At 72.5% G+C, this 12,479-nt stretch carries 12 protein-coding genes; 3 read left to right on the top strand and 9 right to left on the bottom strand.

Annotated elements, in window-relative coordinates:
* Positions 1–131: 131 nt before the first annotated feature.
* From infA to ACIA5D_RS16785, 6 genes are all read right to left on the bottom strand, one after another.
* The gene (gene infA, locus ACIA5D_RS16760; RefSeq protein WP_396030816.1) at positions 132–356 is read right to left on the bottom strand and encodes a translation initiation factor IF-1; all 225 of its coding nucleotides are present in this window, start codon (positions 354–356) and stop codon (positions 132–134) included.
* Positions 357–381: 25 nt separating this feature from the next.
* Positions 382–1,152: a GNAT family N-acetyltransferase gene (locus ACIA5D_RS16765; protein WP_396030818.1), complete on the bottom strand. Its 771-nt coding sequence runs from the start codon at positions 1,150–1,152 to the stop codon at positions 382–384.
* Between the two features lie 260 nt (positions 1,153–1,412).
* Complete coding sequence (locus tag ACIA5D_RS16770; protein WP_396030819.1) at positions 1,413–2,966, bottom strand: hypothetical protein; 1,554 nt, start codon at positions 2,964–2,966, stop codon at positions 1,413–1,415.
* Between the two features lie 263 nt (positions 2,967–3,229).
* Positions 3,230–4,024 carry an MBL fold metallo-hydrolase gene (locus ACIA5D_RS16775; protein WP_396030820.1) on the bottom strand — a complete coding sequence of 265 codons (795 nt, stop codon included), beginning with the start codon at positions 4,022–4,024 and terminating at the stop codon, positions 3,230–3,232.
* A gap of 31 nt (positions 4,025–4,055) precedes the next feature.
* Positions 4,056–4,817, bottom strand: coding sequence for a metallophosphoesterase family protein (locus ACIA5D_RS16780; RefSeq protein ID WP_396030821.1), 762 nt, complete (start codon positions 4,815–4,817; stop codon positions 4,056–4,058).
* A complete protein-coding gene (locus ACIA5D_RS16785) occupies positions 4,814–6,127 on the bottom strand; it encodes a diacylglycerol/lipid kinase family protein (RefSeq protein WP_396030822.1) in 1,314 nt (437 codons plus the stop codon). Before ACIA5D_RS16785 ends, ACIA5D_RS16780 begins: the two co-directional genes overlap by 4 nt.
* An 88-nt stretch (positions 6,128–6,215) precedes the next feature.
* Between ACIA5D_RS16785 and ACIA5D_RS16790 the strand changes: the two genes are divergently transcribed.
* From ACIA5D_RS16790 to ACIA5D_RS16800, 3 genes are read left to right on the top strand one after another with little or no spacing between them, the layout of a single operon-like run.
* Positions 6,216–6,656 (top strand): hypothetical protein, encoded by a 441-nt coding sequence (locus ACIA5D_RS16790; protein ID WP_396030823.1) that lies wholly within the window; start codon positions 6,216–6,218, stop codon positions 6,654–6,656.
* A 16-nt stretch (positions 6,657–6,672) separates the two neighbouring features.
* The gene (locus tag ACIA5D_RS16795) at positions 6,673–7,281 is read left to right on the top strand and encodes an RraA family protein (RefSeq protein WP_396030824.1); all 609 of its coding nucleotides are present in this window, start codon (positions 6,673–6,675) and stop codon (positions 7,279–7,281) included.
* Positions 7,278–8,216: a phosphoglycerate dehydrogenase gene (locus ACIA5D_RS16800; RefSeq protein ID WP_396030825.1), complete on the top strand. Its 939-nt coding sequence runs from the start codon at positions 7,278–7,280 to the stop codon at positions 8,214–8,216. The genes ACIA5D_RS16795 and ACIA5D_RS16800 overlap by 4 nt, the downstream gene beginning before the upstream one ends.
* 3 nt (positions 8,217–8,219) lie before the next feature.
* Here the strand turns inward: ACIA5D_RS16800 and ACIA5D_RS16805 are convergent, their stop codons facing one another.
* The 3 genes from ACIA5D_RS16805 to ACIA5D_RS16815 form a co-directional block, all read right to left on the bottom strand.
* On the bottom strand, positions 8,220–8,426 hold the full coding sequence (locus tag ACIA5D_RS16805) for a hypothetical protein (protein WP_396030826.1): 207 nt from the start codon (positions 8,424–8,426) through the stop codon (positions 8,220–8,222).
* 118 nt (positions 8,427–8,544) lie between these two features.
* Positions 8,545–9,903, bottom strand: coding sequence for a hypothetical protein (locus ACIA5D_RS16810; RefSeq protein WP_396030827.1), 1,359 nt, complete (start codon positions 9,901–9,903; stop codon positions 8,545–8,547).
* A gap of 46 nt (positions 9,904–9,949) precedes the next feature.
* Entirely contained in the window at positions 9,950–10,552 is a 603-nt protein-coding gene (locus tag ACIA5D_RS16815; protein ID WP_396030828.1) for a hypothetical protein, read from the bottom strand.
* Between the last annotated feature and the right edge of the window lie 1,927 nt (positions 10,553–12,479).

A 12,479-nucleotide genomic window follows, 5' to 3' on the forward strand; every position in this document is an offset into this window, starting at 1 on the left:
CGCCCCCCCCCCCCGCCCCCCCCCCGGGGGGCGGGGGGGGGGGGGGGGGGGGGGGGGGGGGGGGGGGGGGGGGCGCGGGCCGGGGGGGGGGGGGGGCGCGGCCCCCCCCCCCCCCACCGCCGGGGACCGCGTCAGCCGCGGTAGCGGAAGACGATGCGGCCCCGGGTCAGGTCGTAGGGGCTCAGCTCGACGAGCACCCGGTCGAACGGAAGGATCTTGATGTAGTTCTTACGGATCTTTCCGCTGATGTGGGCCAGCACCTTGTGGCCGTTCGAGAGCTCCACCCTGAACGTCGCGTTGCGCAGGCATTCGAGGACGGTGCCCTCGAGCTCGATGCCGTTCGATTTCCTCACCATGGTCGGCGCCTCCTGTCGTTCGCGGTCAGCGCCGGACCAGTTCGAGGTTGCTGCCGGCGCGCCGGGCGCCGATGCCCTCGAACAGAGCCGTGGCGGCCATGTTGGATTCGGTCACTTCGGCCGCGGCCGTTTCCTTGCCGACGTGGTGCAGCGCGCCCAGCGCGTGGGCCAGCAACGCGCGGGCGATGCCGCGGCGCCGGCGGTCGGCCCGGACGGCGATCAGCCCGATCCGCGGGAGCCGGGTCACCGTCGCGACCCGCAGCAGACCCACGTAGTGGCCGGACTGTGCCGCCACGGCGTACTTCGACGGGTCGAGCACCGGGCGGGTCAACACCTCCGCCGGCATGTCCTGCCATCCGGCGGCGGCCTCGACCTCGTCGCGGATGGTGCGGTCCAGGGCGCGTAGCGGGGCCTCTTCCGCGCGGCCGAAGGCCACTATCGTCACGCCCGGCGGCGGCAGAGCCTCGTCGAGGCCCGTGGCGCCGGGGTCGGTGGGCACGGCGTACTCCCACTCGCGGCGCCGGATCGTGAAGCCGGCGCGCTGCCACCGGGCGGTCAGGTCGAGGTCGGCCTCGTCGACCACCGTGTGCAGCGGCCTCGGCAGGGCCGCCAGCATGGCCGCGGCCAGCCGGTCGAAGGCCGCGCCGTGCCACGCGTCGATGCTGACGAACAACCGCCCGTCGGCCCGGCGGGACGCCTCGCCGCGGCCGACCACGAGGTCGTCCTCCAGCGCATGCCACTGGTCGGCCGCGACGCGCGAGATCAGCACGGCGTGGCCGAATTCCACAGGATTCATAGATGGTGCCTTTCGGGATCGCCTTGGTGGGGCGCTCCCGGCGACACCTACGTCAGTGGCCGGCCCGTGACGACGAGGGGAGCACCCACATCGATACAAACGTTCACGGGTCTCACCTCCTCGGACAACGTCACGGCGCGAGAGAAGTTACCAGCCGGCCGTCACGCCGTCCAACCATTTCCGGCGATCGTCGCATCGAGGGCCGGTCTGCTGAAGGGAGGAGCCGATGGCCGCGCTGATCGTCCACATCAACCGCGAGGTCATGCACCACGGCGGCGAGATCGGCCTGCTTCGCGACCTCTGCCGCTGTTCAGGCCGGTAGCGCCGCGGCGACGGGTGAGGATCAGGGCGGCCAGCCCCAGTCCGACCAGTATCGTCCCGGCCCCCGCGGTGGGCCCGGCCGGCAGGCCGGTGATCGGCAACCCCTCTTCACCGCCGCCGGTGCCGCCGCCCGGCACGACGAGCAGGATCGGGGCGACGTCGTTGGCGGGATTGCGGTCCTGCTGACCGGAGTTGATCCGGATCCACCCCGCCTGGCCGGGCCGGGCGACGATCTCGACGTCGAACCGGCACCACTCGGTGGCGCCGGGCAGGATGAAACCGCCGGCCGGGCACGCGTACTCCAGCCCGCGCAGGTCGTCGGGCGGCAGCACCTCGGCGCCGCGCATCGGCCGGCACCCGTCGCAGATGCCGGTGACCTTGAGCCCGGCGGGTAGGAGCACCCGCGCACCGCCACCGTTGCCCTCACGCGCGGCCACGGCCGCCGGTCCGTCATTGCGGAAGCCCACCGCGACGGTCCGGGAGTCTCCGATGTCGCCCGTCACGGTCGCGCCGACCGCAACTCCTTCGGCCGCCCGCAGACCCTCGACCGTGATGATGAGCACCTGGGAGTTGTCGTAGCCGTTGAGGTCGGCCACGAGCGTGGAGACGGGGACCAGACGGGCGACCCGGCCGGCCGATTTCGCGGCCGGGACCTCGGCGGCGGCGCTCACGGCGACGGTCGCCGCGTACGAGTTGTTGCCCGGCGCCGCGTCGTTGACCTTGGCACGTACCGGTGTGGCCGGGTCGATCGCGAACGTCTCGCCGGGGCCGACGGTCGTGTCGAAGGCGCAGGTCAGGTCGTGCAGGTCAGGGTCAACCGTGCAGTTGTCGTAGGGCGCCACCAACTGGATCATGTCGGTCGACGCGTCCTCCGCGTGGGTGCCGATACGCAGAACGACACCCGTGGCGGCCGCGCCGCCGTCGTTGCGCACCTGCACGGGCACGTCCACCGAGTCGCCCGGATCCAGCGACCAGTAGCCGGGCGGCGTGGGAACGACCGGAGCGAGCGCGAGGTCGACGCCGGCCGCGACAAGCGCCAGGCCGATCGTCGTGGAGTTCTCCTGCGGGGCATTGCCCGCTGTGCTCGACACCCGCACCGCCCCCTCGGCGGCGGTTGTGCCGGCGGCGGCCACCCCGAACGTGTAGGTGTGGGCCTCGCCGAAGCCGAGCTCGGCAAGCTCGCAGCGGGCGACGTCACCGACGGTGGTGCAGCCCTGATCCGTACCCGGCAGGTCGATGTCGAACGCCTCGGGCACATCGGTGGCGTCGACCGTCACGACCACGCCGGCAGCCAGGTCACCGTCGTTGCGGATCTCGACCTGCACCGGCTTGGGCGCCGTCATGCCGGGCCCCACCCGCACGATCGCCGGGCCGCTCGGGAACAGCGAGGGCGGGTCGCCGGGTCCTGCGGTGGCCGGCGCGGCCAGCAACGCGGTGGACAGCGCGGCAACGGCGACGGCCAGGAGAACCCGTGCTGGCGAGACGGTACGCATGAGGTCCGATCCCGGACATCGACGAATGATCCAACGCCGTCAATGTACTCGCACCGACTTCTCCACGGAACACGAACCGGTTCGGGTGGTCCCCCGAGTCAGCCGCGCCGGCCGTCGCCCGGCGGCTGGAGATGATGGACAATGTCCTCCGTGACCACCCGACGGATCGTCATGTGGATCGTCATCGCCGCGGCCCTGATCGCGGCCATCGTCGCGGCGATCCAGCTGTCCGGCAGCGGCCCCGGTGACGCCGGCACCGGCTACTAGCTTCGCTGGGCGAGGCGTTGCAGCTGCCCCGCGTGCACGCTGCCCACCCATTCCCAGCCGGGCTCGGCCGACGGACCGACCCGCGGGTCGCTGGGATCCTGGCCGTCGCGCAAAGCGAGCACGTACGCCCGATCCCGCTCGATCCGTGCGCGCATCTGGTGAGCGTCGCCGACAGACCCGTGGCCCGGGACAACGACGTCGACGTCGCCCGCCACGCCCTCGAGCAACCGCAGCGCGGTGAGGTAGTCCTCGATCGGATCGGCGGCGCCGCTCAGGTCGAGCATCGGAATCAGGACATCGGACAGCATGTCGCCGGCGACGAGGACCCCGCGTTCCTCGATCACCAGCGCCGCATGCCCCAGGGCGTGCGCCTGATGCTCGATGATGCGGATACCCGGGCCGTCCCACGGGATCCGCGCCGTCCCGGCGGGCAGGCCGGTGACGAGGCCGAGCAGGTCCAGGGATACCTCCTCGGGGATGCCGAACCGGCGCGCATCGATCCCGCCCGACAGCCGATCCCGGGCCGTCGCAGCGCAGCGCGCGGTGCCGTACCGGGGCGCCGCGCCGAGCCCGCCGTGCCAGAGCAGGTGATCCCAGTGCGGATGCGTCGAGAAGCCTGCCACCACGGTGTGCCCCAGATCCGACAAGTCGCTCGCCAGGCAGGCCATCTCGCCCTCGAGCACCCCGGCGTCGATGAGCACCACGCCGGCCCGGCCCCGCACGACAACGGCGTTGCTCTGGCAGAACTCGCTCTCGTGGACCAGCACACCCTCGGCAACCTGCGTCAGCACGAGCTCGTCTCCTTCGCATCCGCATCGCAGCCTAGTGTGGGCGGCGCAGGTGGCGGACCACCCGGCCCGTGTGCCACGCGCCCGGCTCGGACTCGAAGCGCTCGTGCACCTCGACAGCCTCCGCCGTGACCCGCAGCATCGTCCACGAACGAGGGACGTCGCGCACCCGGTAGCTGGTCGCCGTGCCGGCAATCACGACCAGGGGCCCGTGCCGCGACTGATGCACCGACGGCACGTGGGTGTGGCCGGCCAGCACGATGTCGACCCGCGCGGCGCGCAGGGCCCGGGTCAGGCGGGAACGGCCCACCAGGCGGGCGAGGCCGCCGGCGAAGGGCGGGTGGTGCAGCGCGAGCACCCGTACGGAATCGGGCGAAGCCTGACCCATCACCTGGCGCAACGTGGTCGTCTGGGCGTGCGTGACGCGACCGCTCTTCCAGCGCCACCACGGCATGCTGTTGATGCCCAGGGCCGTCAGGCCCGGCAGGCGGGCCACCGCGTTGTCCTCGCCGATCCACCGGCGATAGCGGGCGTACGGCGCGGTCACGCGCAGCGGGCTCACCAGCGGCAGGTCGTGGTTGCCGGGGACGACCAGGCGGGGCACGGGCAGTTTGTCGAGCACGTCGACGGCCTGCAGGAACTCGCGCGGCCGGGCCCGCATCGTGTGGTCGCCGGTGACGACCGTCAGGTCGGGGTGGAACGCGCCTACCTCGTCGGCGATCGCCGCCACCGACGCGGGGACGTGGGCGCCGAGATGCAGGTCCGAGAGGTGGGCGATGACCAGGGGTGAGCTCATCCGCGGCCCAGGGCCAGGTGCCGCAGGCGCGTCCAGTCGAGCTCGGGTGGCGGGGCGGGCACGCCGGGACGGCGGCGGGGGACGCGGACGCGCAGGGCGCCGGGTGAGATCGTGCAGCGGACCGGGGTGGGCATGATCAGCGCCTCGCCGTCGACGCCGACCGGGAGCGACGGTGTGTCCGAGTCGATCTCGATGCCGGTGCCCTGCGTGCGGGTCAAGGTGCCGGGGCGGCCGCCGAACATCAGGCTCGCGGCGTCGGCGGCGCCGCGCACGTGGACGGCCAGCAGACCCAGTTCGCCGCCGTCGAGGCGGTAGCGGCGGCCCAGGCCGGCGGGGTCGTCGAGGCCGTAGGGGTTGTTGCTGACCAGGACGGCCTGCGGGCCCAGCAGCGTGAGAGCGCCGGCGGTCACCCGCAGAACGGGGCCCTGGTGGCCGGTGAGCAGGTCGGGCAGCAACTCGAGCGTGGTGCCGGTCTTGTCGTCCCGGTAGGCGGGGCTCTGCACGATGGTGGCGTACGCGCCGAATGAGGCGTTGTTGACGAAGACGCGGTCGCCGACCCGGCCCAGGTCGATGCGCAGCTCCACGCCGTCGTCGAGGGCGTCCAGGCAGGTCGACGGGTCGGCGCGGTCGAGGCCGAGATCCATGGCGAAGTGGTTGCGGGTGCCGGCGGAGATCACCATGAAGGGGACGCCGCACTCGGCGGCCACGGCGGCGACCAGGGCCTGCGTGCCGTCGCCGCCCGCCACCCCCAGCAGGTCGGCGCCGTCGGCCACGGCCTGACGGGCCACCGCGGACACGTCGACCTCGCCGCCGCTGCCGTCCAGGAGGAAAACGGTGGCGCCGAGCTTGCGGGCGCGGGAGTCGATCTCGAAGCGGGCGACCTTTCCGCCGCCCGAGCGCGGATTCATGATCAGGAACGGGCGGGTGGGCGGTGGGGTGCCGAACTCCTCCGGCTTGTGGTGGTGCGCATGGATCAGCGCCGCCCGGCCGGCGGCGACCGTGCCCGCCCAGAGCAGGGCGAACAGCACCACAACCCAGATCAACGACGCTCTCGCGTACGAGATGAGCACCGTGACCGGAGCGGCGACCGCGACCAGGGCGCTCAGCCATCGCATCACCCCGCGGTGGGTGAGGAACCACCACCCGGCCGCCAGCGTCACCACCATGCCGATCGCCGCGATCAGCAGCAGCCCGATGCTGGCCGCGAGGCCGGCGCCGGCGAGAACCAGCACGACGGCCACCGCGGCGGTGAGGAACGTGAGGCGGGCCAGCCATCGCCGCCCGGCGGGCACGGTGCCGAGGTCAACCATCACCGCAGCCTGACTCCGCCGTCGCCATACCGGCATCATCCGCCGCGGATGGCGCGCCCGCACGCGACGACGCCACACGATGGTCACCATGTCCATGCACAGCAGCTACGCCACCGAACGGCCGGGCCGACCGGCCTCCGTGCCGGGGATGACCGGGTGGGTGGGCATCCTCGCGTTCGCCGGGATCATGATGGTCCTGCTCGGGATCTTCCACGTGATCGAGGGGATCGTGGCCCTCGCCGACGACAGCTTCTACAAGGCGCGGGCGGCCGAGCTGGCGCTGGGATTCAGCTACACGGTGTGGGGCTGGCTGCACGTCGTCGTCGGGGCGATCGCCATCGCCGCCGGCACCGGGATCTTCCTGGGCCTGATGTGGGCGCGGGTCGCAGGCGTACTGATCGCCCTGGTCAGCGCCTTCTCCAGCCTGCTGTTCCTGGCCGCGTACCCGGTCTGGTCGACCATCCTCATCGCCGTCGACGTGCTGGTGATCTACGCCCTCGTGGCGCACGGGCGCGAGGTCCGCAACTGACCGGTAGGTTGGCCGCATGGCTGACCTCCCCACGACCACGCTCGCCGACGTGCTCGACCGGCGGCAGGTGATGGACGCGGCGATCCGGCCGCTCTGGTCGCCGCCGCCGCGGATCGCCGGGCCGGCGTTCACGGTGCGCTGCCCGCCGGGCGACAACCTGATGCTGCACGCGGCGATCTACCGGGCCGAGCCGGGCTCGGTGATCGTCGTCGAGTCGGGCGACCTCGACTACGCTCTCGCCGGCGGAAACGTCTGCGCGGTGGCGCAGCGCAACGGCGTGGCCGGTTTCGTGCTGGACGGACTGATCCGCGACATCGGCGAGATCCGGGAGATGGGCTTTCCGGTGTGGGCGCGCGGCGTGATTCCCATTCCCGGCGGAAAGGCGGCGGCGCTGCCGCTGAACGTGCCGATCCGGTGCGGCGGCGTCGCGGTGCAAGCGGGCGATCTCGTCGTGGCGGACGAGGAGGGCGTTGTCGTCGTTCCCTCATCCTCCTTGCCGGAAGCTCTGCAGGCGGCCGAGGCGAAATTTCAGGCCGACGCGGCGCTCACGCTCGACGACTGGGAACGGGCCCACCGAGCCAAGATCGACGGGCTGCTCGAGGCATGGCAGGGTGAGCACGCATGAAGGTGCTTCTGCCCGGCAACGTCGACCTCTCGGATCTCACCCTCCCCGAGGGGGTTTCGTACGACGTCGACGAGCCGATCCCCGAGGAGCACACCGACGCCGAGGTGCTGGTCGTGTGGGGCAACCCGGAGTCGCAGCTGCGCGACGCCGCCGCCCGGATGAAGCGGTTGCGCTGGGTGCAGACGCTCGCCGCGGGTCCGGACGCCGTGCTCGCCGCCGGTTTCGCGCCCGGCGTGCTGGTGACCTCGGGCCGCGGCCTGCACGATCGCACGGTCGCCGAGCACACGCTCGCGCTGGTGCTGGCGGCGGCGCGCCGCCTCAACCTGATGGCACGCGCGCAGATCGGGCATCGGTGGGCGGGCGAGCTGGGCGGCAATCAACCGCTGCGTGATCACGAGAATTTCCGTACGGTACGGGACGCGCACATCGTGATCTGGGGTTTCGGCAGCATCGCGGCGGCCGTGTCGCCCCTGCTGACCGGCCTCGGCGCCCGGGTCACGGGTGTCGCGCGGACGGCCGGCGCCCGGCACGGCGTGACGGTGGTGACCGAGGCGGAATTCCCGGCGCTGCTGCCGACCGCCGACGTCCTCATCATGATCCTGCCGGCCACCCCGGCGACCCGGCACGCGTTCAACGCCTCGGTGGCCGCCCTGCTGCCCCGGCACGCGTGGCTGATCAACGTCGGGCGGGGCGCCACCGTCGACGAGGCCGCGCTGCTCGACGCCGTCCGCGGTCACCGCCTGGCGGGCGCGGCCCTCGACGTCACCGAGGTCGAGCCGCTGCCGGCCTCGTCGCCGCTGTGGGACGAGCCGGACATCATCATCTCGCCCCACGCGGCGGGCGGGCGGCCGCTCGGCGCTCCGGCCCTGATCCTGGAGAACCTCGCCGCCTTCCGGGAGGGTCGCCCGCTGCGCAACCTCGTCGCCCGGGGGTGACGGTCAGCCGCGGCGCGGGTCCTGGCCCTGCTGCTTCACGAGCCGGTCACCCACCGCGAGCTGCTTCCACACCTCCCGATCCACCTTGACGTCCAGCTGGGTGCCGTCGTCGAGCCGGACCTTGAGGCGCCGGTAGAGGTTGGAGCCGTCGAGCAAGGCCCGGGACTTCTTCACTACTGTCCCGCTCCACGCGTCCTGTCGCATCGTCATCGAATCCTCCCGTGATCGGTGTCGTCTTCAACGGTAGGGATCCGCGAGATCCGGCACGTCCGGCTTGAGGCGGGTCTTGCGTCTACGACTTCCGGAGGAGGGTCGGCGTCATCGCCGGTCAGGGCCGCCGCGGCCGCAGCCCCCACGCGTAGCTGAGCGTCGTGAGCGCGCCGAGAAGCACCCACCAGCCACTGATGCCGCCCCACTGCCACACGAGCGCGAGGGTAGCGGTGGCCAGGAACATCAGGACGGCGATCGCCCCGTTGAGCAGGCGCTGCCAGAGCGCGCGGGCGCCGACCAGCTCCGACCGGATCGCGGCCATGGTGGTCATCCGGGGCGTATGCACGGCCGCGGGCAGGGTCGCCGCCCACTCGGCGAGCGAGGCGGTGGTGGCGTGCCCGGCTCCCACGTCCGGCAGCCCGAGCAGACCGAAGAGCGACGCGAGCGCGTCCGGGGGCGCGAGGTCCGTGCGGCGCAACAGGCCGATCACCGCAAGAGCCTGATCCGGTACGCCGAAATCGGCCGCCAGAACCCGTCCGGCCGCGGCCGTGGATTCGGGCGTGATGGGCGCCGGCCCGCCACCCCACTGATGCCCGGCGACGCGCTTCGAGCCATGCGCGACGACGAACCCGGCCGCCTCGGCCGACCACCAGCAGGCGACCGCCGGATGCCGCCCGGCGAGGGCGAGCGCCGCGTTGGCGGGCGGGGTCTGGCGGCCGTCGCCGTCCCAGAAGTAGAGCGTCCATTGGGGCGAGAGGGGCACGGTCCACGCGGATTGGCCGGTCAGCCCGGCGTCGGCGTGGGCGGTGGGCCCGGCCAGCACAACGCCGGTGCTCGGCGAGGGCAGAGGCCACAACGAGAGCGACGACGGGGGCGTGGGCGTGTCTGCGTGCGCCGTTGTAGGCGTGCCTGCGCGGGCCGTCGTGGGCGGGGGTGTGTCTGCGCGGGCCGTCGTGGGCGTGGGCGTGTCTGCGTGCGCCGTCGTGGGCGGGGGTGTGTCTGCGCGGGCCGTCGTGGGCGGGGGTGTGTCTGTGCGCGCCGTCGTGGGCGTGGGCGAAAGCGGTGGCGTCGGCGCGGCCGTAGGCGGAGGCGCGAACGTCGGCGAAAGCGCGGGCGCCGCCAGCAGAGCGACCGGCACGCCGAGCGCGCGGCAGGCATCGGCGAGGCGGGTCCGCTCGGTGTAGCGCGGATCCGAGTAGGTGAGCGCCTGCCGCAACAGCCCGGAGCCGCCCGGCAGCGCAGCCGCCTCGAACCCCGACGCGGACGAGCCGTCCGGCGAATAGGTGACGACGCGAAGATCGGGCTCGAAGCTCAGCGCGCAGCCGAAGCCCCGGGTCAGCCCGCCGATCTCGCCCGGGTCGCGGTCGAGGCGCGACCACCCGTCGTACGAGGCGATGACCGCCGCGGCCGCCGGCGGACCGCAGAGCCTGGCAATCCGGTGCGGGGTGGCCCGCACCGCGTAGAAGGAGTCGGTCACATCAGGTCCGGGGTCGCGTACACGGCGCGCGGGAGGTCGATCACGGTCAGGCCCGGGCGAACAGCCGGTGCCACACGCCGGCGGGCGCGGCGGCCTCGACGCGATGCGCATCGTGCAGGCCCGGCTCGTCGTTGTCGAGCAGGGACCTCCCGACCGCGATGTCGGGCAGGTCGAAGACCGCGCACAGCCGCCGCAGCAGGTCGGGCAGCGGGATCCGCTGCTCGCCCGGCACCGGGTCGTTACGCACCATCGCCAACGCCGGCCCCACCTCGGCCCGGCCGTAGCGCGTGGCGAGGTCACCGCAGTAGGCGTCCCACTCCTGCCGCTCCGCGAGATAGCGAGCCGGATCCGACGCCGGCTCCCAGCTCGCCGCCCACTGAAGGGACGACTCGCCCTCGTCATCGAGGAGGACGGCCTCGGCCAGCTCTTCGTCGCAGAGAAGCAACCAGGCCGGCGTGCCCGTGTGCCGCACGAGGGCGCAAGCAGGCTTGGCGAGCCGGCTCGTCGACGAGTAGCTGCGCCCAGGCGGATCGAACAGCACGATCGCCCCGAGCGGGTCGGCAACGACATACCCGCCCGTGCGCCCAGCCCGCACGGCGTCGGTCACCGACCCCGCGTCGGCCTTCGTCACCAGCGCATACGTCGACATGGTCCGGGGAGTGTAGCGGACCCATTCACAACCTTCTCCGCCCGCCGCCCCGCACCCGCCACCAGGCATCGGATGTCGATGAGTTCATGCGCGAAGCGCGCCGCAATTCATCACGGCCGCCCGACGCACACCGGTGGGCGTGGCCGGTTACGGCAACTGCCGTGGGTGGTTACGGCAACTGCCGTGGGCGGTGGTGGGTGCAGCCGGTTTCGGGCGGTGGCGGGTGCGGCCGGTTCGCCGGCGGGTGGTGGCGCGGCCGGGTTGCCATGGCCCGGCGCCTGCTCGGTCACGGTTCGCGCGGCCCGTCCTTCTTTGGTAAGTGGCCCGGCGGCGGGGTATGGGGAATCGCTTTCATTGTCGAGTACCAAATCGAGAATGGCACCGGTTGAGATTTGGCATGATCGACCGATGGCTGGGGCTTACCGCTGGATTCCCGGGAGTGAAATAATGCTGGTATGCGGCAGCTGCAGTTCTTCACCACGAGCCAATTGGCCAAGATGCGTGATCGCAGTGCGTCGCGCAGCTATTCTCCGGAGGCAGAAGAGTTTCGCCGTGAGCATGCCCGGCATCGGGAATGGGGTCTTGCGCAACGGCACGCGCAGAAGCTGCGGCTCAGCCACGGCGGCGGTAACGGGCAGACTGCGCTGCCCGCGACCGGGCCCGGCTCGACTGGCCCAACCGGGCCCCGCCCGACCGGCCCGACCGGCTCGGCTGGGCCCCGCCCGACTGGCCCGGCATGCACCCCGCCGCGGCAACAGCCGCAGCGCTCCCGCACCGCGCAAGCCGCTGGACCGGGGGTGAAGCAGGCGCCCAGCCCCGCAAGTGGGCAGGCAGCGGGGAACCGGCGGCCGACTGGGAGCAACCCGTGCGCGGAAACCGCTCGTCAAGGACCAGCACCGAGCATCGCGCCATTGCACACGCAGGCGGAGCAACCGCCCCGCAGGCCGGCGCAGCACCCGCCCGACACGCCGGTTGCAGGACCACCCGGCACGCCGGCCCACCTGCCGCTCGGCACGCCGGTGGCGCGACCGCCTTGCACGCCAGTGGCCCTGTCGTCCGGCACGCCAGTGCAGAGCCGGCCTCGCGCGCCGGTGGCGCAATCGTCCGGCCCGGCGGTACAGCGCCCGCGTCGCACGGCGGTAGCGCGACCGTCCGGCACGGCAGTGCAGCGCTCTCCTCGCACGTCGGTAGCGGGGCCCTCCGGCACGCCGATGCAACGCCCGCCTCCCACGCCGGTGGCACGGCCGTCCCCTATGTCGGCGCTGCCGCCGCCCAGCACCCCGGAGGCGCGACAACAAACCGCCCGGCCCGTGGCTCACACGGCATTTCACCGTCCGTCGCCTTTCGACTCACAGCGTTTTCGTTCCGGTTGCCATCGTGTCCGGCGCCATTGCGGCCTCGCGCCGACGGCCACGCCACGCATGTATTCGACTTGGGTTCGGCAGAAGCATTTCCATCGCCGTCATCCCAGTTCGGAAACATCAACTCGGCAGGACGCCACCGACGCAGAAACAAATGATTTCCGCTCGCGCCGGAAAACGTCGTCGACTCCAGGAGAGCCTGGAATTCGCGAAGATCACGCAGGCCCGCCCTCCACTGGGGGAGCCCCCGCCAGTCATTATCGCCGAAAAGTGGGTTGATCGTGGGGTGGGTGGCGTCGGCCTGTGGACAACCTGCTGCTGTGGACAACGCGCGGGTGCGGGATCAGGTCCCGATTCGCAGGCCAAAGTAGGTGAGGGCACCGGAAGCACCTCGAAGCCGAGCCCGTCGTGGAAGCGTCGGGCCCTCACCTTCGCGGTGACGATCACGACATGTACGCCGGGGACGTGGTGGCGAGCGAAACCCCGCCCTCCGCCCCACCTCGGTGAGGGTGGTCATCGGCCCAGTACACGCGCCGGGTGAGGTGCGCCGGTACCGGTTCCGGCGG

It is taken from the genome of Actinoplanes sp. NPDC051513 (assembly GCF_044454685.1).
GTDB lineage: Bacteria > Actinomycetota > Actinomycetes > Mycobacteriales > Micromonosporaceae > Actinoplanes.

Coding starts and splice junctions, on each gene's coding strand:
- infA (WP_396030816.1), bottom strand. CDS start 356: ATGGTGAGGAAATCGAACGGCATCGAGCTCGAGGGCACCGTCCTCGAA.
- ACIA5D_RS16765 (WP_396030818.1), bottom strand. CDS start 1,152: ATGAATCCTGTGGAATTCGGCCACGCCGTGCTGATCTCGCGCGTCGCG.
- ACIA5D_RS16770 (WP_396030819.1), bottom strand. CDS start 2,966: ATGCGTACCGTCTCGCCAGCACGGGTTCTCCTGGCCGTCGCCGTTGCC.
- ACIA5D_RS16780 (WP_396030821.1), bottom strand. CDS start 4,817: ATGAGCTCACCCCTGGTCATCGCCCACCTCTCGGACCTGCATCTCGGC.
- ACIA5D_RS16785 (WP_396030822.1), bottom strand. CDS start 6,127: ATGGTTGACCTCGGCACCGTGCCCGCCGGGCGGCGATGGCTGGCCCGC.
- ACIA5D_RS16790 (WP_396030823.1), top strand. CDS start 6,216: ATGTCCATGCACAGCAGCTACGCCACCGAACGGCCGGGCCGACCGGCC.
- ACIA5D_RS16795 (WP_396030824.1), top strand. CDS start 6,673: ATGGCTGACCTCCCCACGACCACGCTCGCCGACGTGCTCGACCGGCGG.
- ACIA5D_RS16800 (WP_396030825.1), top strand. CDS start 7,278: ATGAAGGTGCTTCTGCCCGGCAACGTCGACCTCTCGGATCTCACCCTC.
- ACIA5D_RS16805 (WP_396030826.1), bottom strand. CDS start 8,426: ATGACGATGCGACAGGACGCGTGGAGCGGGACAGTAGTGAAGAAGTCC.
- ACIA5D_RS16815 (WP_396030828.1), bottom strand. CDS start 10,552: ATGTCGACGTATGCGCTGGTGACGAAGGCCGACGCGGGGTCGGTGACC.